Genomic DNA, 21,158 nt, shown 5'->3' on the forward strand with positions numbered 1-21,158 from the left:
AATTATTTATGGATAAAAAGATCCATGTTGTTGCATTGGCTGGCGGTGTTGGTGGCGCAAAGTTGGCTGATGGCTTATCTGGCATACTTGAACCAGATTGTCTTTCAGTAATAGTTAATACAGGCGATGATCTGAAACTATGCGGTCTGCAAATATGTCCTGATCTTGATACAGTCTGTTATACCCTGGCAGGTTTGGCAAATCCAGTTACCGGGTGGGGGAGGAAAGATGAGACCTGGGAGGTATTTTCTGAAATTCAGAAATTAGAAGGACCTGATTGGTTCAAGCTGGGCGATCATGATATTGCGTTCCATCTTGCCAGGACGAACCTTTTAGACTCTGGATTATCTATTACAGAAACTACGAAAATTCTCTGTAGAAAAATCGGCGTATTAAATTCAGTTTTACCGATGACAGATTCTTCCGTACGAACGATTGTTCATACAAAAGATGGTAGAGACCTTGGATTTCAGGAATATTTTGTGAAAGAAAATTGTGAACCTGTAGTCACAGGTTTTACTTTTAAAGGGATGTCCCACGCAGTACCTACAGAAGCTGTCATTAATGCGATTGAAAATGCTGATCTGGTGGTCTTATGTCCATCGAATCCATGGGTGAGTATTGATCCAATTTTAAAATTACCAGGTTTACGGGAAAAAATCCAGAAGAAGGTAGTAGTGGCAGTCTCACCAATAATAGGTGGAAAAACCATAAAAGGACCGGCCGCAAAAATGTTCTTAGAACTTGGCTTGTTACCTGGAACAATTGAAGTTGCCAAGCATTATCTGGATTTTCTATCCGGTTTGGTGATTGATGCCATAGACCATGATGATGCCGATTCTATATCTGCTGCAGGTATAATTCCATTGGTTACTGGGACGATCATGCGAACAAAGGAAGATCGCACCAGATTAGCAAAAGAAACGATTGAATTTGGTTTGAAATTACACCCAAAAGGTTGAAATTGGTATGAGTTTATGGGCGATTATTCCGGTAAAGCCGTTTCGGCGCGGAAAAACGCGCCTTGCGGGCGTATTATCAGAAGATGAAAGAGAGATATTAAATCTTTCATTGCTGGGTCACACTCTTCAAGTGGTTAAACAGGTAAATGGAATTGAACAAATACTTGTTGTAAGCAGTGATACAGCAGTATTGGCTCTTGCACGCGAGCAAGGAGCAAGAACTGTTATGGAAGATGGCAATCCAGGTTTAAATATGGCTCTTCATCGTGCTACGATGGTAGCGCAAATGTATTCTGCTCAAGGTGTATTGATTCTTCCCTCGGATTTGCCTCTTTTATCTAAAGAGGATGTCACAAGAATAATCGACCTGTCTTTAGAACCACCGGTTGTTGTCATTGCTCCAGACCGACGAAATGAAGGTACAAATGCATTGCTAATTCGGCCTACCGGATTAATTTCATATCAATTCGGCGACAATTCATTTTTTAAACATTGCAACCAGGCAGAGAAATATCATCTGCCATTGAAGATAGTATCCAGTGAAACATTAGGGCTTGATCTGGATTATCCGGAAGATTTGGAGATATTACAGCAGTACGAACAAAAGCAAGTTAATCTATAATTATAGTTGTATGACAACTATAAAACCCTGGAGGAATTATGGCTGATCGAGTTGCGCTTTACTTGCAGGATGCCCACAATCTTAGGGATGGTCTTGATTATGTTCGGTATGCCGAAAAACGGGGATTCGAGGCTGTTTGGCAGGCTGAAAGCCGGTTGGTAAGAGATGCGATCGTTCCCATGGCTGCTTATGCAGCCGTGACAGAAAAAATAAAAGTGGGATCTGGTGTTATCAATAATTGGACACGTAATATCGGATTATTGGCAGCCACATTTCTAACTCTGGATGATCTGGCTCCGGATAGGATCATTTGTGGCATTGGTGCCTGGTGGGACCCGTTGGCAAAAAATGTTGGTATTGATAGAAGAAAACCATTATTGGCCATGAAGGAAACCGTTACAGTAATGAAACGGTTATTGAACATGGAAAAAGTGACATTTCATGGAGAATTCATTCATGTTGATGGTATTGAATTAGACGTGGTCCATGGACGCCGTGAACCTCGCAATGTGCCCATTATGATCGGTGCAACAGGCGATCAAATGATGGAAATGACGGGTGAAATTGCAGATGGCGTAGTGCTGAATTATTGTGTTGCCCCAAAATACAATGAAAAAGCCATGTCACTCCTACAGTCCGGATTGAAAAAAGTAAATAAAACATTTGAAAACCTTGACCGACCCCAATTGATTGTTTGCTCTGTTGATTTAGATCATGACAAAGCTATTGATACCACTCGCGGTTTGTTGACCCAATATCTGGCTCAACAGCCGCATATTGCAAAGGCATCGGGAGTATCTGAAGATATTGTAAGAGAGATTCAATCGATACTTGGATGGCCGGCGACAAAAGAGCAGATCGATAGGGCAAAACACCTGGTACCTGAACAATTAATCCTGGACATCACAGCTTCCGGAACGCCAGATGAAGCCAGGAAAAAAGTAGAAGAATATCGGAAGTATGGTTGCACTTGCCCGATTTTGTATCCTGTTGGTGGTGATGTCAAATTGTTAATTGATACATTTGCCCAACAATAAGGACAATACGGAATTCAAAAACAGCTTTTTTAGATAGCGAGGCTTTATGATTATTGAGTATCATCGGCCTGTAAATTTAGAACAGGCAAAAAAGCTTCTTAATCGCGAAACACCGATGACAGTACCTCTTGGGGGAGGTACTGAACTAAGTAAATATACAGAAAAACCAATAGCTGTTGTTGATCTGCAATCTCTGGGATTAGACAAAATTACTACTGCAAAAAACATTTGCAAGATAGGCTCGATGACCCGATTACAAGATTTAGTAGAGAATAATGAAATTCCAGGTGGACTTTCAAAAGCTGCTCGAAGAGAAACCACGATTAATATTCGTCGAACGGCCACTATTGGAGGTCTATTAATGAAAGCGGATGGACTTTCACCATTGCTGGGATGTCTGTTGGCGTTAGATGTGAAAATTCATTGGGAACCCGGCGGTAAGACCATTTATCTGGGCGAATGGCTGGCTAAAGAAAGAAAAAAGAGTCCGGGAAAATTAATCACAGAAATTGAGTTTACAACACCGGTCGAGGTTGAATATGACGATGTTGCGCGGTCACCTGAAGATCGCCCAATAGTTTATGTGATAGCGGCCAAGTGGGAAACCGGAGAAATCAGGGTAGTTTATGGCGGTTGCGGATATGCACCCGTTCTAGGTTCTGATGGATCGAAAAATATGATCAGTGATATTTTTAATCGATACACCTATGCTGCATCTATGGAACGAGCCGGATTTACCGAGTATCAACAATCTGCGATTAGAACACTGATTGACCGTATGGTTCCTCAAAAGGGAATCTTTGGTGGAAAGGGACTGTTATGATCAGCCGTTTTTCCATCAATGGTATCCAAAAAGATTTTGAATATGAACCTGGAATTACATTACTACAATTGCTTAGACGTGAAGGTTACTTCGGAGCAAAATACGGTGGTTGCTCAAATGGTGAATGCGGCGCCTGTGCCATTCTTTTGGATGGTGTCCCGGTTAATTCTTGCCGAATTTTAGCTGCACAGGCGGTAGGACATCTCATTGAAACAATTGAAGGTATTGGGAAGCATCCGGAGCAAGGTTGGAAAAAGACAGAAGGTTTGCACCCCATACAAAAGGCATTCATTGAGACTGGTGCCATTCAATGTGGCTATTGCACTCCGGCACAGGTTCTTGCCGCTAAATCATTACTTGAACGAAACATAAATCCTACAGAAGAAGAAATTAGAGAAGCTTTGTCAGGTGTGCTTTGTCGATGCACGGGTTATTTAAAACCTATTCAAGCAGTTATGCGTGCTGCAGCTGTTCTCCGCGGTGAACCTGTACCTGAGATTGGTGAAGGTTCCATTTCGGTCGATGATTGGTCAACATCCCCAAAGGATGTTGACCATGGTAAATCTACCGCAGAGACAAATGGACATGCTGGAGTATCTACCAAAGTATCTCCAAAAGTACATATAACAACAAAAACCAGAGAATACCATGCAGTAGGTAAATCTGAACCAAAATTGGATGCCGTCAAATTGGTACAGGGTAAACCGGCATTCACATCAGATATTGAGTTACGCGGTATGTTAGTTGGCAAAATCCTGCATAGTCACGTTGCACATGCAAAGATCAGAAAGATCGATACCAGCAAAGCGAAAGCTCTGAAAGGTGTGGCAGCCGTATTAACCTGGCAGGATATCCCCAGGGTTGTTTATTCCACTGCCGGACAATCTGACCCAATTCCGGGTCCACTGGATATGTTCTCGCTAGATAGTCGGGTGAGATTTGTAGGCGACCGGGTAGCGTTTGTAGCGGCAGAAACGAACGAAATAGCCGAACAAGCATTAAAGTTAATTGATGTTGAATATGAAGAACTCCCTGTTGTATTGGATTCTTCGGAATCTATGAAGGAAGGTACTGTAAGAATTCATGAAGAACCGGAATATGTGAATTTTGCCGACTCGGATCCATCCAAAAACCTTGCAGCAAAAATTCGGATCGATATTGGTGATGTTGATAAAGGATTTTCAGAAGCAGATTTGATCTTTGAAGAAGATTACGAAGTTCAAAAGGTACAACAGGCTCACATTGAACCGCATGTGGCTGTAAGCTACTGGGATGAAGATGACCGTCTTGTCATCAGAACATCAACGCAAGTTCCCTTCCATGCACGGCGAATCCTTGCACCTGTTCTAGGTCTGCCAATGAAGCGTATTCGCATCATCAAACCTAGAGTTGGCGGTGGTTTTGGTGGAAAACAGGAAATACTAATTGAAGACGCGGCAGCTCACTTGACTATCGCTACTGGACGTCCGGTTTTGATGGAATATACCCGAGAAGAAGAATTTATCGCAGCCCGGTCACGCCATCCAATGAAGATTCATCTGAAAACAGGTGTCAAGCGAGACGGTACTATCACCGCAAATGAAATGTATGCACTCTCAGATACGGGCGCATACGGATGCCATGCCTTAACAGTAACAGGTAATACAGGCCAAAAATCCATGGCCCTGTATGTGGGTGATGGAATCTACCGCAAGAATCCGAATATTCGTTTTTACGCAGATATTGTATATACCAACCATCCACCAGCCGGAGCTTTTAGAGGATATGGTGTACCACAAGGCTTCTGGCCGGTAGAACGACAGATGGAAAAGATCGCACGGGCTTTAAATATTGATCCAATCGAATTTCGAATAAAAAATGCTGTGAGGTCTGGCGAATTACATCCCTTCAGTACATCATGGAGTGAAGGCCGGGAACCTCGTCCAGAGATCATTCACACAGTTGGTTTGGAAGAATGCATCCGACAGGGAAAAGCTGTTATCGGATGGGACCAAAAGTTTAATAATCCCCAATGGCATACTGTTGAAGATAAACCGTATCTGCGCCGTGGAATTGGTATCGCAACAGTTATGCAGGGTACTGCGATTCCCTATCTCGATATGGGAGGTGCCAGCATAAAGCTTAATGATGATGGCTCATTTAACCTTCTGGTTGGCGCAACTGACCTGGGAACGGGTTCTGATACGGTTCTTGCTCAAATGGCAGCAGAAGTTGTTGGTGTTCCCACCGAGGATATAATTTGCTACTCTTCCGACACTGATATGACACCATTTGATGTTGGTGCCTATGCATCCAGCACAACTTATATTTCCGGTGGAGCTGTCGTCAGAGCTGCTGAAAAGGTAGCCGAGAAATTGAAAGAACGGGCAGCAAAAATGATTTCAGAAAAGGATGGCGTGCCCTGTGAGAAAGATCAGATCAAACTGGCGGATCGAAAAGCAATTGCTCCTGATGGACGTTGTGTAAGCATAAGCGAAATTGCTTACAATTCATTACACCATACTGATCAGGAACAAATCATGGCTGTGGCCTCTTATGTTTCTCCATCTTCACCACCTCCTTTTGCTGCCCAGTTTGCCGAGGTTACAGTTGATACCCAAACAGGAAAAGTGATAGTTGACAACCTGGTAATGGCAGTAGATTCAGGTGTTATTGTCAATCCAGTTGCTGCCACCGGCCAAATTGAAGGCGGAATGTCTCAGGCCCTGGGATATGCCGTTTCGGAAGAGATGCGATACGATGAAAAAGGCCGTTCGATAGATACGAACCTTATTGACTATCATATTTTCAGGTCAAATGAAATGCCGGGTATGGAAGCCTTATTTGTTGAGACATATGAGCCTTCTCATCCGTTCGGTGTAAAAGCTGTGGCTGAAATTCCATTAGATGGAGTTGCACCTGCTGTTGGGAATGCTGTATTGGATGCCTGCAATGCAGAAATTAATACATTACCCATTACACCTGAGAAAGTGTATTCTGCTCTGAAAAAATCAAGAAAGTAAATTAATGGAAGAGAAAATTTATATTATCGGCCACGTCAACCCCGATACAGATTCTATCGCATCTGCCGTTGGGTATTCTTGGTTGTTACGAGAACGAGATTCAATCGAAGCTGTTGCTGCAAGAGCGGGTGCAATAAATCCCCAGACAAATTGGATACTAAAATTTGCGGGTATTGATGCACCTGTACTAATACCAGATGCTTCTCCAAAATTTGATACCGTAACCAGACGCCTGGATACAACCACACCAGAACAACCCTTACGAGACGCCTGGGCGATCGCCTCCCGCACGGGAGGAATTACACCTGTAATTAATGCTGATGGTACTCCATATGGATTAATTACAGGACGAAGTTTATTTCAACATCTTGTCAAACTGGTAGGTCCTCAAAAAATTAAACAGGATATGAAGATAGGAGAATTACTTGATATCCCAGCAAAAGATGCTGCAGATATTAGTGTGCCTAGCTTTCAAGTTTCCTGGAGAATCCGTGATTTATTAAACCGAATTCTACGGGAAGAGGGCGATGACTATCTGGTGGTAGATGAGCACAACAGATATGTTGGTGTATGCCGGCAACGAGATCTTATAAACCCGCCCCGTATGAAAATTATTCTGGTTGATCATAATGAGCCGCAACAGGCATTAGGTTCAATTCACGAAGCTGATCTTATTGAAATTTTAGACCATCATCGATTAGGGAATTCTCAAACTCATTTACCGATTCGATTTACGGTTGATGTTGTTGGCAGCACAAGTACGCTTGTATCTGAAAGAATTGAGGACGCAGGATTAAGCGCCCCGCCAGCTATAGCTGCTTTACTGTTGGCCGGAGTAATTTCCGACACCCTCATACTTACATCTCCGACTACAACCGAAAGGGATAAGTCAGCTGCTGATAGATTAATGCGGTGGGCATTTAATAGCGGATCTCCTTTCGTGGAAGAAACACTGGAAAGCTATGGGAAAAAAGTCATTGCAGCCGGTTCAGGTTTAAGAACACGACCAGCTGGAGAGGTTGTAAAAACAGATTTGAAGGTTTATCAGGTTGAACCATATCATTTTGCCATTTCTCAAGCAGAAGTCAGTGATATGGTTGAAGTCACCGATCATGTTCAGGAATTACAGAATGCTCTGGAAGAATTACAGGAGAGCAAGGGACTGAATTTCGCCATGCTAATGGTAACGGATGTGGTAGGAGGTTCCAGTCGCTTATTTATGGCAAATCCACCGCCGCCTTTAGCAGGACTTCCCTATAAACCTCTTTCCGATGGAACATGGCTTGCTGAAGGTATCGTTTCACGGAAAAAACAACTTTTACCTGTGATTCTGGGAATGTTGGAACAATGAACGAAGACATTTATAAAAAAATAAGCGAAACACTTTCTGCAGGTAATTCTGTCGTGTTGTGCACTGTAATTGCCAGTACGGGTTCTGCACCAAGACATGCTGGAACAAAAATGCTTATTTTTGAAAATGGGGAACGGATGGGCACTGTCGGGGGAGGAGAAATTGAAGGCCTTGTAATAAATGAAGCCATGACTTCGCTGAAAACCAACAAAACAAAAGTCCTAAAATATTCCATGGTAGATCCCCTAAGGGGAGATCCGGGAACATGTGGAGGTACAGTGGAGATCCTCGTTGAACCTGTTAAACCTTCTCCAAGAGTGATTATCATTGGGGGTGGCCATGTGGGAAAAGCGCTGGCTCAACTGGCGAAATATCTGGGTTTCAAGGTGGCTGTTTCTGATGATAGGGTCGAGTTTTGCAATCATGAAGCTAATCCTTATGCCGATGAATTTTTCGCCGTTCCGATGAAAGAATTACCTGATGTAACTGATATTACTTCATCAACATACCTGTTATTAACTACACGAGGATCAGAGACAGATATTGCTGGTTTGGGATCATTATTGAAAACACCGGCTGCCTTTATTGGGGTGATTGGTTCCCGCCGACGTTGGGAAACAACCAGAAAAGGATTGTTGGAACAGGGTGTTTCCGTTGAAGACCTGGATAGAGTACATTCTCCTCTTGGTTTGGAATTAAATGCTGAAACACCTGAAGAAATTGCAGTTTCCATTATGGCTGAAGTCATAATGGTGCGAAATAATGGTACCGGAATATCAATGAAAGCCTGATAGGAGCCATCATGTGGAAAAAATATATTAATGCTGGTTCAATTGAACAGGTAACGGATATCCTGTCTGATGAAGGAAATCGAGCCCGGATTATTGCAGGTGCCACAGATTTGATTCTGGAAATGGAAAAAGGCGTAAGAAAAGGCATCGAAACATTAATTGATATCTCGAGGATCCCTGGTCTGGATCGAATTTATGAAGACAGTCAGAAACAAATTCATATTGGCCCGCTTGTAACTCACAATGATTGTGTTCAATCTAAACTCTTGATAGAAAAAGCTTTACCGCTTGTATTAGCCTGCTGGCAGGTAGGTTCGCCCCAAATTCGTAACCGGGGTACAGTTGTGGGGAATATCGTAACTGCATCTCCTGCGAATGATACGATTTCTCCATTAATGGCATTGAATGCAAGAATCGTTCTGAAAAATAAAAACAGTTCACGAACAGTTGAAATGGCTGATTTTTATACTGGAGTACGGAAGAATGTGCTTCAATCTGATGAGATGGTTACCGAAATAATTTTCCCGGCTTTAAAGGAAAATGAAAGAGGTTGCTACATTAAGAATGCCCTTCGAAAAGCGCAGGCCATTTCTGTCGTGAATTCAACATGTATTCTTGAGTTTGATAATGATATTGTAAAATCCGCTCGGATTACTTTGGGTGCTGTTGCTACTGTAATAATCCATGCGGAAAAAGCAGAAGCATTCATATCAGGGAAACATTTGACAGATGATGTCATCGAAGAGACAGCCAGATTGGCAGGTGAGGCAGCTCATCCAATTGGAGATGTTCGTGGTTCCGCATCTTATCGTTCTTATATAGTGACTGTTCTTGTAAAACAGGCACTTGAGAGAATCAAGCTCAAAGAAAAAAAAACTGGCTTGTTAGAAAAACCTCCTGTCTTAAATACAAAGGCTTCAAGCCACACAAGGAAAGAAATTACAACAGAAATTACTGCCGAAACTCCAATTACCACTACTATTAATGGGAAAAAATACATACTTCAAAATGGTCAACATAAGACACTTCTTCGGTTATTGCGCGAGGAAGCTGGATTAATTGGAACAAAAGAAGGATGTGCTGAAGGAGAATGTGGCGCATGCACAATTCATTTGGATGGCGCAGCCGTGATGGCATGTATGGTTCCAGCACCCCGTGCTGATGGTGCTGAAATTGTTACCATTGAAGGTATGTCTAAAGAAGACGAACTCCATCCTGTGCAACAGGCATTCATTGAAGAGGGAGCTGTGCAATGCGGATATTGCACCCCGGGATTTATCATGTCTTCTGTAAAATTTTTGGAAGAGAACAAGAATCCATCTGAAATTGAAATTAAACATGCGCTTACCGGAAATTTATGCAGGTGTACCGGCTACTATAAAATCATCCGTGCTGTTGAAAAAGCAGCCGAGAAAATGCAGGCTATATGAGCAAATATGAACCATATAATTCACAGAGACAAAAGCCAGTAAAAAGGGAAATTCATCCTATATGGCGAGGAATTGGTTTCGCATTAGGAATTATTATCCCTGTAATCTCGTATATTGGTGCCTTGATTATCATTGATGAAAACTCAAAGCGTGGATGGTTTAGCATTCCGTCTGACTTGATTTCCCGATACGTCGAACCGTATCTCTATGTGAAGATTATCCTGACTGTAATGTTGATGTTCATCTTCTATGCCATCTTCTTATTTATCACAGCGCTAATTACCAGTCTCTTGGCACCTCCTCGATACAGTGTATACGATGTTCCTCCCCAGGCATTCCGAGGAAAAAAGAAGTCTAGATAATTGATACTTCAGGAATGGAGTTTTCTGATGCCAAATTATGTTGGAAAATCAATTCCACGTGTTGATGCTCTGGCAAAAGTTACTGGGAAGGCTTTATTTCCAGGCGATTTTGAAATGGATAACCAGGCTTATCTGAAAATACTTTTTGCTGGAAGACCTCATGCGATCATTCATAAAATTGACACTAGAGAAGCAGAAGCATACCCTGGAGTTCTGGCTGTATTGACAGCCAAAGATGTACCTGTTAATGAATATGGATTAAATGTAAAAGATCAACCGGTTCTTTGTGGTCCTGGTTCGACAAAGGCAAATGCTGATCATGTTTGTTTTTACGGAGACAATATTGCACTTGTCATTGCCGAATCGGAAGAAATTGCGTCTGAAGCTCTTAAATTGATAAAAGTTGAATTTGAAGATTTGCCGACTATTTCGACAATTTATGAGGCACTTAAAGAAGATGCCATAAAAATCCATCCCGAAAAAAATGACAATATCTTTCGTCATTATCGTATACGTAAAGGCGATGTTGATGAAGCATTTAAAAAAGCGGATGTAATTATCGAAAGCGATTATGAGACACCTGCACAGGAACATGCCTATCTTCAACCGGAAGCAGGAATTGGTTATATAGATGAAGAAGGACGGGTCACAGTTGTAGTTGGTGGTCAATGGACACATGAAGACCGTGAACAGGTTGCTCATGCGTTGGATCTACCGGAAGAAAAAGTACGAATAATTTACCCGGCTATTGGCGGAGCTTTTGGCGGCCGGGAAGATATGTCTGTTCAAATTGTCCTTGGATTGGCAGCCTTGTACCTGAATCGGAAGGGTATAAATCGTCCAGTAAAGATTGTTTGGTCACGAGAAGAGTCAATAATCGGGCATCACAAAAGACATCCTTATTTTTTTCATGCAAAGTGGGGAGCTACAAAAGAAGGAAAAGTAATTGCGGCTGAGGTGGACATAAAAACTGATGGTGGAGCGTATATATATACATCCACTAAAGTGATGGGGAATGCAACATTGATGTGCACAGGCCCTTATGAAATTCCCAACATAAAAGTAGATTCCTATGCCATCTACACAAATAACATTCCTAATGGTGCTTTCAGAGGATTTGGAGGCCCACAGGGAGCTTTTGAAGCCGAATGCCAGATGAATAAACTGGCAGAGGCACTCCATATAGATCCTGTTGAAATTCGAAAGAAGAATCTTTTAAGAGAAAAGTCATTGCTTTCAGTTGGCACTCCAATTCCTCCAGGTGTGAGTATAGAAAAGGTAGTAGAAAAAACTGCGTTATCTGGAGGGTGGAAAAATGAAAATAATAGTTGGATGCAAGACCCTAAGAAAAAACTGACAAATACTTCCGATAAATATCTACATCGAGGAAGAGGGTTTGCATGCGCATTTAAGAATGTGGGATTCTCATTTGGTGCACCTGAAAGTTGTACAGCAATAATTGAATTGCATGGGAAAGAAAAAATAGAGAAAGTAATTGTTCGACATGCTGGAGCAGAAGTAGGACAGGGTTCTCATACTGTTTTTAAGCAAATGGCTGCTGATGCTTTAAATATTCCTATAGAAAAGGTTCAATTGACTACCTCAGATACTGCCTCGACAGAAAATTCTGGCAGCGTTTCTGCCTCTCGAATGACGTTTATGGCAGGAAATTCAATTCGCGGTGCTGCCCAAATGGCTCTTTCAAAATGGGAAAATGAAGAACGACCAGCTATATCTACATATACATACTATCCACCAAAGACAACTCCGTATGACCCTGAAACTGGCAAATGCGAACCAAATTTCTCTTATGGTTATGTGGCAGAAGTAGCTGATGTAGAAGTGAATACGGAAACAGGACAGATAAAAATTCTAAATGTAATATGTGGAGATGATGTTGGTAAAGCCATAAATCCGCAATTGGTTGCCGGGCAGGTAGAAGGAGCTGTGGTTCAGGCGGCAGGATATACACTCCTTGAGAAATTTATTCAAAAAAATGGATATGTAGAAACACGAACACTTTCCACATATCTTATCCCTACAATTCTTGATGTACCGGACCAAATTCAATCTGTCATATTGGAATATCCTGATCCTATAGGTCCTTATGGTGCCAGGGGCATGGGAGAAATGCCCTTCCTTCCGTTGGCAGGTGCAATTATTGCCGCAGTTCATGATGCCACTGGAATATGGTTCAACAGATTTCCCCTGACACCTGAAGAGGTTTTAAAAGGACTGGGAAAAATATAAGTAGGTTTTATGTTAATTGCTATTATTCGAGGTGGTGGCGATCTGGCAAGCGGTATTGCTTTACGTCTTCACCATTCAGGTATCAAAGTCATTATTACAGAAAAAGAACAACCTTTGGCTGTAAGAAGGTATGTCTCTTTCGCAGAAGCTGTTTATACTCGTTCGATATCCATCGAGGATATTGAGGGGAAACTTGTTCAAAATGAGAATGAGATAAATCAGTGTCATACAAAAGATAAAATACCGGTAATTATTGATGAAAATGCTGAGATTTTAGCAAGAATAAAGACAGATGTATACATAGATGCCAGGATGTTAAAAAAACGAATTCAAAGCAAAATCCCAAATAATCTCTTCCAAATTGGAATAGGGCCAGGTTTTTTCCCCAATGAGAATTGTGATTGTGTTATTGAAACAAAACGTGGGCCTTATTTGGGAAGAGTATATTGGAAGGGTACCGTAGAAGAAGATAACGGGATTCCCGAAAAGGTGGGTGAATATCAAAGCGAACGAGTTTTACGTTCTCCTGGTCTGGGAATATTAAAAGCCAAGTGTGAAATTGGAGATATTGTTGACACTGGAGATGTGATTGCTTCTGTAAATGGATTAAATATATATGCACCTTTTCATGGAGTGATTCGAGGTTTGCTTCATGAGGGAATTAAGGTTTTTCCAAATATGAAAATTGGAGATGTCGATCCTCGTTGTGACCCATTATTATGCACATTGGTTTCAGATAAAGCTCTGGCAATTGGGGGAGGAGTTCTTGAAGCTATTCTTTCTATCCCAGAGAAGCGAAAAATATTGGGTGAATAGATGACGAGACTCATTGATGCCTTAAGAATTGACAACAACACAAAATTATCTCTGGTTGGTTCTGGTGGTAAAACAAGTGCCTTGATTAGTATAAATAAAGAATGGTCAACACCTGCTTTGTTTGTTGCCACCGCGCATATGGGAAAAGACCAGGTTGAGCATTTTAATAATCATATTACCTGGACTAAAGAGAAGAATGAAATTTTCAGGATGACAGAAAAGACTATCCTGACTGGTCCAGGGGGACAGGAACCATACATGGTTTTCGGAGTAGATCCGTCGCTCTGGGGGAACATAGAGAAAATTGGAGAAGTGAATCGGATTCCCATTTTTATGGAATCAGATGGATCGAAAACACGACCGTTAAAAGCTCCTGCGGAACATGAGCCAGCCATACCTCCATGGGCAAATCATGTGGTTGTGTCTGTTGGACTATTTGTCATAGGGAAACCATTATCTGAACAATATGTTCATCGTCCTCAGATTTTTTCGGATATGACTGGTTTGGAAATAAATCAGCCAATTTCACTGCAGTCCATTGTGAAAATGCTAATTAATCCCCGGGGCGGTTTGAAAAATATACCGTGTCAGGCGAGAAGAACTGTCCTACTTAACCAGCTTGATAGGTTGAAGGACAAATCAGATTTATCAATTATTCAACAACAATTACTTGATTATTACGATGCAGTTATCACAACTTCACTAATGGAAAAGAATGATAATGATCAAATAGGATCAAAATTCAATTCTGTACTTACAGTCAACGAAAGTATCGCCGGAATAATTCTTGCTGCTGGTAACTCACGGCGGATGGGACAGCCAAAGGCTTTGTTGGATTGGAAAGGGATTCCTTTTGTGAGAGCCTGCGCATTACAGGCGATAACTGCAGGATTAAAACCCATTTATATTATCGCCGGGCAAGAATACGAAAAAATTAAAGAAATTGTTAAAGATTTACCTGTCAAAGTGATTCTGAATCAAGATTGGAATGAAGGGCAATCAAGTTCTGTAAGGACGGCTATTAAATCCTTACCACAAAAAATTGGAGGAGCGGTCTTTCAACTGGTGGATCAACCTCATATTTCAGTGACACTTATTAGAAAACTAATCTACGAACATTCCATTTCGCTTGCCCCCATAATTCTTCCTGAGACGAATGGGAGAAGGGCGAATCCCGTTTTATTTGACAGAGACACCTTCGAAGCCTTAACATCAATACAAGGCGATTTTGGTGGAAGATTAATCTTCTCTCAATACCCAATCCGTACATTATCATGGTTTGATGAATCCATATTATTAGATGTGGACACACCGGAAGATTACAAACATTTACTGGAATTACCATAGATCTTTGAATAAATATGAAAGAAGAAAAAATTCGTGCCCTGATCCTGGCTGCAGGTAAGTCTACCCGAATGGGAAGGCCAAAAATGGACCTCCCATGGGAAAATACCACAATTCTAGGTGCAGTTATTGAGCATCTTTACAAGGGTGGAATACAGGAAATGTCAGTTGTATATAATCCCGAATTCAAACCCTGTTGGGAAAAGGATAGTCATACTCTACCGATTATTGAATGGATAAAGATCCCTTTTCCGGAAAAAGGAGAAATGCTTGAATCCATAAAAACAGGTTTGAACACTTTGGGAGAAAATTTTACTTATGCTATGATTTGCCTGGGTGATCAACCGGGAATAAATCCGAAAATTATCTCTGGCCTTATCAATTGTGCTGTGGAAACACATGCAGATTTGATTTTTCCCAGTTACAATATGCGACGTGGGCATCCATGGATGGTTCGAAAGAATCTATGGCATGCAATTTTAAGCCTCGATGAAAGTAAAACTGTTCAAACATTTATCCAACAATACGAAGATCGAATAAAATATGTCAATTTTTATCATGAACAGCCAGTAGATATCGATACTCCAGATGATTATGATAAATTCAGGCCTGATGGTGAAAAACGTGAATAAAAGTACCAAAACTTGGAAATATTTACAAGATAACAATGCCGAAGAAATCGTGCTAATAGGTGAAGCAAGTAATTTAGATCAGGCCAGCCAAAAATTGATGAATGGTGTATATACAACATTCCGTACATACAATCATGATCAAGTGTTACATATCGAGGAACATTTTGACCGGTTGGAAAGATCAGCTCAATTACAGGGTAAAGAGATAGTACTTGATAGAAAACGATTAACCAGATGTTTACGTAAATTAGTTGATTCTTATAAGAATGATGTTCGTTTCCGGATACATTGCGCCAATGAGGCTGTTGGATGGCAAATTTATCTTATGGTTGAACCTTTTTTCTCTCTGCCTGAAGTAATTTATGAAACAGGTGCTGCAGCAAAGACTATTTTAATGCAGAGAGAGAATCCAGAATCAAAGTCTACAAACTTTATTGAAAAAACAAAAGATATTCGATTATCTAAACCAGACACAATCAATGAATACTTGATGGTTGATCAAGATGGATTATTGCTTGAAGGTTTATCCAGCAATATTTTCATAGTAAAAAACAAGATTGTATGGACAGCAAATGAAGGTATATTACCGGGTTTGACTCGAAAGACGGTTATAAATCTTCTATCGTCTGCCGGCATTCAATTTGAATTTTCAGAATTTCCGAAAAATCAATTAAATAGTGTGGATGAAGTATTCATCACCAGTGTCAGCAGGGGAGTATTGCCTGTAACAAGAATCGATGATAAACAGATTGGCTCAGGTTCACCTGGAAATATTACAAAGCTCGCTCGAAAATTATTCAATACGTGGCTTGAAACTGAACTACAGAGACTATAGTTCAAAATTATTACGATTCTTGAAATGGTTCGTTTGAATTGTTCTCTGGGGAATCAAACTTGCCTTCTTCCATATCACGAATTAAGGTTTCAGCCATTTCTTTTTGCCCTATCGGAACATAGATGAAAGCTTCTCCAAGAGTGCCAAGATTCAAACCATATGTGACACCAATGCTCTCTTGCATGGATGTTGCAGAAATACCATTGGCCATTAAAAAATCGACCATCATAGCAGCATTAAGTTGTCCGAAAGTTGTGTATACTTTCACCCATTCTTTATTCATACAGGTATTATACAGATACCAGCGGTTTCCTGGCTATCATTCTGGCAATCGATTTTTTCCTTCCATGATCTGAATCCACCCATCCTTCAAAATACTGCAAAATTTCAAACGATTGAAAAGCTTCTTTTAATTCATTTTGGAGTAACAAGTTCTTTTCTGGTATTTCTGGACGAAGAGAAAGCATTTCGATCGTCATTGTTTCATAAAAGAGAAGCCCACCTGGCTTAAGATTTTTCTTGATAAATGGGAAAATGCTTCTTTCAAGAAAGTAAAAATTGCAGATCACATCAAACTTAAATTGCTGTATTGGCAAATGTTCCGCATCTGCTAATACCTGTATCACTTGATTGTTCCTTTTTTGAGACATTTTCAAGGCTTCATGAGATATATCCACTTCAATAACTTTCAAGCCAAGTTTTGATAGGTAATCTGCGGTCGCGCCATTTCCCCCCGCGATTTCCAAAACCCATCCATTTTTGGGTAATAAAAATGAATTTTCAATGATTACATTTCGTATTGGAGGATCCAGAAATCTCTTATCTGATCTATACTTAATATTCCATTTTTCTGCTATTTCCTGGATGGATTTATTTACCATTATTTATTGCTCGAAAGTAATTTCTGAATTAATCTGGATTTTCGTTTCTCTAAATCGGTTTTCTGAAATTGATAAGTTGTTAATGACAAATCAGTAGCATGAGATTCAAGTATTTCAAGTGCGTTTTCTGTATATCGCAATGCGGCATCAAGATTTTTTTGTTGATGTTCCAATACTTTCGCCAATTGGATCATAACTTGAATGTCAGCCAATTCTTCTTTATGATAGAGAACATTTGCGGCTTTTTCAAAATCACCATTCCTTTTCAAAATCCTGGAATATCGCAATTGTAATTCTGTAAATAATCTATCAGGTAATTCTTGGGAAAGAAGCTGTTCATATAATGAAAGAGCTTTATCAATCTCCCCAGATGTTTCCAATTGTATGGCGAGACTCAAAATATCAGTAGTATTCTCAATGGATTTGGTTTCTGGATTAGCTGCTAATTTATTTAAAACGAGAAAAATTGCGGCCAGTGATTGGATATCTATTGCGTTATGATTGAAAACTCCTTCAAGTGGACGTGCATCTCCAGATCGTAAATAGTTGAAATAAATCACAGGGATTTCCCATCCGGGTACTTCCATTTGATTACGAGAAAATTCAAGCACATTTGTTTCAAGGTCTTTCAGACTACGGCTTTCCAATCGCCTTTTCCAAATACGCCTTGAGAGGGGTAATAAGTCAAAATGTAACAAGTTTTCAAAAGGAGATTGAAAACCATTGATGACATATCGTGTCTTTAAGATAGGAATATCGAATGCCTTGCCATTATAAGTTGCAATAGCCTCAATGCCAACGAGATACTTATTCAATTGTTCTAACTGCGCTCGTTCTTCTGCCGGGTTACGTATAAATATTTGGCTGGTTAAAAAGCCTTCGGATGTAAACTTTCCGACACCAATCAGAAAGGGAAGGGTACCGGTACCTCCGGATAAGCCCGTCGTTTCTGTATCAAGAAAAAGAATCGACGACAGATCTACAGATTTATTCGATTTGGACGACCATTGAATTAGTCTTTTTGAAATAGATGCATTATCAAATATAGTATTACCATGCGTATAGGCATTATCTACTAATACTTTTCTTACAAAAATATCTCCATAAGTTGATAATTCGAAATTTCCTTGAATTACATCTTCAATTCGATATTTTTGAATAACACGTGATTTGATACTTGATGCGCCTGTATTTACTCCAAGAGAACGCAAACGGTCTGCAAGAGATTCGGGAGAATCTGTCATTCTGCACCATCAAGAAGTTCAAGGATGGCCAGTGTTTCTTGTTTTCCACCGGCACCATTTTCTCCTCCAGGGCCCACACAGGAAGGGCAGCCATCTATGCACTGGCAATTTGAAACAAGCTCATGCGAACTGGCAATGATTTGCTTATGCAAATCAAAACATTTGCGACTCAATCCTATTCCGGCATTGATTTGATCATAAAAAATGACGGCAGGTTTACCATCAGCCAGATTACTGGCCGGATCAGATAGAGTTCCAAGATCAGAAGAATCACACATTAAAAACAAAGGTGCCAACTGTCCCATGGAATAACCCAATCCCGCCAATCCGCTGCGAATTTTCACAGCACTTTCAGCCAATTGATGACAATTTGAACACAGGGTGATTAAATTTTCCATCCGGTTTGCTTCAGTAAGGCTGACAAAACTACGCAGGGGAGTCTTGTGATGAACATGATGAGCCTTTCCGCTTTCCGGAACACCACAAACCTGGCATTTAAAATTATCACGGGTTCGTACAGCTAATCGAATTTGGTCCCAATCTTTTCCATAATCATTGGGATCATTTTTCCATAATAATTGCTCACGAAGAATATTCACGGTTTCATCGCTTAATGCCATCCAATAAGCCGTCGTTCGCATTGTATTAGGCGGCAGGGAAAGTGGTTCGACCGATAAGACTTCATGAGTATTCCACAAAAGTTTTTTGAAGCCTGTTATCTCAGTTGTGACCTGAATTTCTCCATAGGTGATCTTTGCCCCCGGGTAATATTCTGCATCCTGTTCATTTATCTTCTTTAAAGTAATCTTTTGAACAGGTTCTGTATAATAATCATCATCAACAGGCTCCAAGGATGCAACATAATTCTCAAGGTCGAGATTCTTGACAAAATAAGACATGCCTTCATGTAAATAAATTGCTTTGGGATGAACCATCCATAAGGAACTTAAATAATCAATTTCACCGATAATTTTATTCCGGTGGTTTTCTTCGACAACCAGATTAATTGATCGTGAATCAGAACTTCGAAGTGAAAGATTACTGGCTGGATAAGCAGAATCCATCCAAAAGTATTTTCCTCCCGAATGATTTACCTGTCCAGATTCATTCATAAATTCCAAATACTCTCTAACCATCGTATTGTTTGCAGTACCAAAACATTCGTTATCGGAGAAGGGTAATTCGAAAGCGGCACATTGTAAATGACCTAACAGAATCACCGGATGATCAGGATCGATTAATGCAGATTCTGGAGATTTCCCAACCAGGTAGTCTGGATGACGCATTAAATATTGATCAATTGGGCTCCCAGACGCCACCAAGACAGCTACTGAATCTTCTGTTTTTCGACCAGCCCGACCTGCCTGTTGTCGCATGGCTGAAACGCTCCCCGGATATCCAGTAATGAGAACAGCATCTACACCACCTATATCAATACCTAATTCAAGTGCATTCGTTGCCGCTACAGCGCGCAGTTTCCCTGAGCGAAGATCACTCTCAATACGTCTCCGGTCTGCAGGTAAATAGCCAGATCGATAGGCACGATAATTTTCGTCATCATCTTGCTGCTGCAAACGGAGTTGCCGCAGTATAAATTCAACACCTTTACGAGATCGTCCAAATATAAGTACTTGTATCTGTTTATTCAATAAAGTTCCAGCTAGTTGAATCACTTCTGATGATGCACTTTTCCTGATTCCAGTCTCCTGGTGAATCACAGGAGGATTGTACAAAATAGTCGTTCTTGCGCCATGCGGTGCTCCATCTTCTTGGATTAATACCAGGTCTTCACCTGTAAGTGATTTACCGTGTTCCAACGGATTGGCGATGGTAGCAGAAGTGAGTATAAATTGAGGTTTGCTTCCATAAAAAGCTGCAATTCTCTTCAATCTACGGATTACATTGGCCACATGTGAACCAAAAACACCCCGATATGCATGAATTTCATCAATAACAACAAAATCAAGACCTCGGAAAAACGTCTCCCAGAGTGTATGATGAGGCAATATGGCCGTATGTAACATATCCGGATTTGTTAACAGACATCGGGCCATCTGCCGGATAACCTGTCTTTTTTGAGTTGGTGTATCTCCGTCATATACACATACGGGAATTAATGGTTCGCCGTTTGTTTCTATATCACCAGTTAGTTCTACTAATTTTTCCTGTTGATCATGAGTTAATGCTTTTGTGGGAAAAATGAATAATGCTCTAGATGAAGGCACTTTAAATAACTGATCCAGAATGGGAAGGTTGTAGCAAAGCGTTTTTCCACTGGCCGTACCGGTTGTGACAACCAGGTTCTTTCGTTCTTTAACAGTATGATAGCTCAGCAATTGATGGGAATATAATTGATGAATTCCCAGGTTTTGCAAACGAGTTCGCAATTTAATAGATAAATCATCAGGCAAAGAGGCAAAATCACCACTACAATACTCCTGCCGACTGGTATATTGGATATTTTCAGAGTATTCCCGGTGAGAAAACCAGTAATTCAATACCGAATCGAGATTTGATATACTTTGTGTGTTCATATTTTTTAATCGGAAATATATTCTACTATCATTCTACAAGGAATTCCCATGATAGGTAAATTTTTAATACCAACCCTTATTGGTGTTTGCGTCGGAATATGTGCGAATTATCTTGCGGATGTATTACCAAGGAAACGCCGTTTAACAATGCCAGTTTGTCTCGGGTGTGGTGAAATCCGACGAATTGTGAATTTTTTGATGGCAACAAGTTGCCCTAATTGTGGAAAAAAGAATGCCATCCG

General features: G+C 40.6%; 18 protein-coding genes. 14 read left to right on the forward strand and 4 right to left on the reverse strand.

What is annotated here, in order from left to right; genetic code table 11:
- Window positions 1-8: 8 nt before the first annotated feature.
- Genes cofD through LTAR_RS16030 form a run of 14 tightly spaced genes read left to right on the forward strand, consistent with a single transcriptional unit; the run spans window position 9 to window position 16,257 of the window.
- Window positions 9-962, forward strand: a complete 954-nt coding sequence (gene cofD, locus LTAR_RS15965) for a 2-phospho-L-lactate transferase (RefSeq protein ID WP_062423308.1) — start codon at window positions 9-11, stop codon at window positions 960-962.
- A 7-nt stretch (window positions 963-969) separates the two neighbouring features.
- The gene (gene cofC / locus LTAR_RS15970; protein WP_062423309.1) at window positions 970-1,584 is read left to right on the forward strand and encodes a 2-phospho-L-lactate guanylyltransferase; all 615 of its coding nucleotides are present in this window, start codon (window positions 970-972) and stop codon (window positions 1,582-1,584) included.
- Window positions 1,585-1,622: 38 nt separating this feature from the next.
- Window positions 1,623-2,621 carry an LLM class flavin-dependent oxidoreductase gene (locus LTAR_RS15975; protein ID WP_062423310.1) on the forward strand — a complete coding sequence of 333 codons (999 nt, stop codon included), beginning with the start codon at window positions 1,623-1,625 and terminating at the stop codon, window positions 2,619-2,621.
- A gap of 46 nt (window positions 2,622-2,667) precedes the next feature.
- On the forward strand, window positions 2,668-3,444 hold the full coding sequence (locus LTAR_RS15980; protein WP_062423311.1) for an FAD binding domain-containing protein: 777 nt from the start codon (window positions 2,668-2,670) through the stop codon (window positions 3,442-3,444).
- Window positions 3,441-6,446: a molybdopterin-dependent oxidoreductase gene (locus LTAR_RS15985; RefSeq protein WP_062423312.1), complete on the forward strand. Its 3,006-nt coding sequence runs from the start codon at window positions 3,441-3,443 to the stop codon at window positions 6,444-6,446. The genes LTAR_RS15980 and LTAR_RS15985 overlap by 4 nt, the downstream gene beginning before the upstream one ends.
- A 4-nt stretch (window positions 6,447-6,450) precedes the next feature.
- Complete coding sequence (locus tag LTAR_RS15990) at window positions 6,451-7,797, forward strand: DHH family phosphoesterase (RefSeq protein WP_062423313.1); 1,347 nt, start codon at window positions 6,451-6,453, stop codon at window positions 7,795-7,797.
- On the forward strand, window positions 7,794-8,588 hold the full coding sequence (locus LTAR_RS15995) for an XdhC family protein (RefSeq protein ID WP_062423314.1): 795 nt from the start codon (window positions 7,794-7,796) through the stop codon (window positions 8,586-8,588). Before LTAR_RS15990 ends, LTAR_RS15995 begins: the two co-directional genes overlap by 4 nt.
- 11 nt (window positions 8,589-8,599) lie before the next feature.
- Window positions 8,600-10,018 carry an FAD binding domain-containing protein gene (locus tag LTAR_RS16950; protein ID WP_081420031.1) on the forward strand — a complete coding sequence of 473 codons (1,419 nt, stop codon included), beginning with the start codon at window positions 8,600-8,602 and terminating at the stop codon, window positions 10,016-10,018.
- Window positions 10,015-10,380, forward strand: coding sequence for a hypothetical protein (locus LTAR_RS16005; RefSeq protein ID WP_062423315.1), 366 nt, complete (start codon window positions 10,015-10,017; stop codon window positions 10,378-10,380). The genes LTAR_RS16950 and LTAR_RS16005 overlap by 4 nt, the downstream gene beginning before the upstream one ends.
- Window positions 10,381-10,407: 27 nt before the next feature.
- Entirely contained in the window at window positions 10,408-12,630 is a 2,223-nt protein-coding gene (locus LTAR_RS16010; protein WP_062423316.1) for a xanthine dehydrogenase family protein molybdopterin-binding subunit, read from the forward strand.
- 9 nt (window positions 12,631-12,639) lie between these two features.
- On the forward strand, window positions 12,640-13,446 hold the full coding sequence (gene yqeB, locus LTAR_RS16015) for a selenium-dependent molybdenum cofactor biosynthesis protein YqeB (RefSeq protein WP_062423317.1): 807 nt from the start codon (window positions 12,640-12,642) through the stop codon (window positions 13,444-13,446).
- On the forward strand, window positions 13,447-14,793 hold the full coding sequence (yqeC, locus tag LTAR_RS16020; RefSeq protein ID WP_062423318.1) for a selenium cofactor biosynthesis protein YqeC: 1,347 nt from the start codon (window positions 13,447-13,449) through the stop codon (window positions 14,791-14,793).
- Between the two features lie 14 nt (window positions 14,794-14,807).
- Window positions 14,808-15,422, forward strand: coding sequence for a nucleotidyltransferase family protein (locus tag LTAR_RS16025; protein ID WP_062423319.1), 615 nt, complete (start codon window positions 14,808-14,810; stop codon window positions 15,420-15,422).
- Window positions 15,415-16,257, forward strand: coding sequence for an aminotransferase class IV (locus LTAR_RS16030; protein WP_062423320.1), 843 nt, complete (start codon window positions 15,415-15,417; stop codon window positions 16,255-16,257). Before LTAR_RS16025 ends, LTAR_RS16030 begins: the two co-directional genes overlap by 8 nt.
- A gap of 10 nt (window positions 16,258-16,267) precedes the next feature.
- Here LTAR_RS16030 and LTAR_RS16035 read toward each other — a convergent pair whose 3' ends face one another.
- From LTAR_RS16035 to LTAR_RS16050, 4 genes are read right to left on the reverse strand one after another with little or no spacing between them, the layout of a single operon-like run.
- The gene (locus LTAR_RS16035) at window positions 16,268-16,540 is read right to left on the reverse strand and encodes a DUF2007 domain-containing protein (protein WP_062423321.1); all 273 of its coding nucleotides are present in this window, start codon (window positions 16,538-16,540) and stop codon (window positions 16,268-16,270) included.
- A 7-nt stretch (window positions 16,541-16,547) separates the two neighbouring features.
- The gene (locus tag LTAR_RS16040) at window positions 16,548-17,138 is read right to left on the reverse strand and encodes a class I SAM-dependent methyltransferase (RefSeq protein ID WP_062423322.1); all 591 of its coding nucleotides are present in this window, start codon (window positions 17,136-17,138) and stop codon (window positions 16,548-16,550) included.
- A complete protein-coding gene (locus LTAR_RS16045) occupies window positions 17,138-18,382 on the reverse strand; it encodes a ribonuclease H-like domain-containing protein (protein WP_062423323.1) in 1,245 nt (414 codons plus the stop codon). The genes LTAR_RS16040 and LTAR_RS16045 overlap by 1 nt, the downstream gene beginning before the upstream one ends.
- A complete protein-coding gene (locus tag LTAR_RS16050) occupies window positions 18,379-20,916 on the reverse strand; it encodes a DEAD/DEAH box helicase (protein WP_062423324.1) in 2,538 nt (845 codons plus the stop codon). Before LTAR_RS16050 ends, LTAR_RS16045 begins: the two co-directional genes overlap by 4 nt.
- Window positions 20,917-21,158 lie beyond the last annotated feature (242 nt).

It is taken from the genome of Leptolinea tardivitalis (assembly GCF_001050275.1).
GTDB lineage: Bacteria > Chloroflexota > Anaerolineae > Anaerolineales > Anaerolineaceae > Leptolinea > Leptolinea tardivitalis.

Bases quoted from the DNA above. Each gene is read 5' to 3' on its own strand.
- cofD (WP_062423308.1), top strand. From the start codon at position 9: ATGGATAAAAAGATCCATGTTGTTGCATTGGCTGGCGGTGTTGGTGGC.
- LTAR_RS15985 (WP_062423312.1), top strand. From the start codon at position 3,441: ATGATCAGCCGTTTTTCCATCAATGGTATCCAAAAAGATTTTGAATAT.
- LTAR_RS16040 (WP_062423322.1), bottom strand. From the start codon at position 17,138: ATGGTAAATAAATCCATCCAGGAAATAGCAGAAAAATGGAATATTAAG.
- LTAR_RS16025 (WP_062423319.1), top strand. From the start codon at position 14,808: ATGAAAGAAGAAAAAATTCGTGCCCTGATCCTGGCTGCAGGTAAGTCT.
- LTAR_RS16035 (WP_062423321.1), bottom strand. From the start codon at position 16,540: ATGAATAAAGAATGGGTGAAAGTATACACAACTTTCGGACAACTTAAT.
- yqeC (WP_062423318.1), top strand. From the start codon at position 13,447: ATGACGAGACTCATTGATGCCTTAAGAATTGACAACAACACAAAATTA.
- LTAR_RS16050 (WP_062423324.1), bottom strand. From the start codon at position 20,916: ATGAACACACAAAGTATATCAAATCTCGATTCGGTATTGAATTACTGG.
- LTAR_RS16045 (WP_062423323.1), bottom strand. From the start codon at position 18,382: ATGACAGATTCTCCCGAATCTCTTGCAGACCGTTTGCGTTCTCTTGGA.
- LTAR_RS16010 (WP_062423316.1), top strand. From the start codon at position 10,408: ATGCCAAATTATGTTGGAAAATCAATTCCACGTGTTGATGCTCTGGCA.
- LTAR_RS16950 (WP_081420031.1), top strand. From the start codon at position 8,600: ATGTGGAAAAAATATATTAATGCTGGTTCAATTGAACAGGTAACGGAT.
- LTAR_RS16005 (WP_062423315.1), top strand. From the start codon at position 10,015: ATGAGCAAATATGAACCATATAATTCACAGAGACAAAAGCCAGTAAAA.
- yqeB (WP_062423317.1), top strand. From the start codon at position 12,640: ATGTTAATTGCTATTATTCGAGGTGGTGGCGATCTGGCAAGCGGTATT.
- LTAR_RS15975 (WP_062423310.1), top strand. From the start codon at position 1,623: ATGGCTGATCGAGTTGCGCTTTACTTGCAGGATGCCCACAATCTTAGG.
- cofC (WP_062423309.1), top strand. From the start codon at position 970: ATGAGTTTATGGGCGATTATTCCGGTAAAGCCGTTTCGGCGCGGAAAA.
- LTAR_RS15990 (WP_062423313.1), top strand. From the start codon at position 6,451: ATGGAAGAGAAAATTTATATTATCGGCCACGTCAACCCCGATACAGAT.
- LTAR_RS15995 (WP_062423314.1), top strand. From the start codon at position 7,794: ATGAACGAAGACATTTATAAAAAAATAAGCGAAACACTTTCTGCAGGT.
- LTAR_RS15980 (WP_062423311.1), top strand. From the start codon at position 2,668: ATGATTATTGAGTATCATCGGCCTGTAAATTTAGAACAGGCAAAAAAG.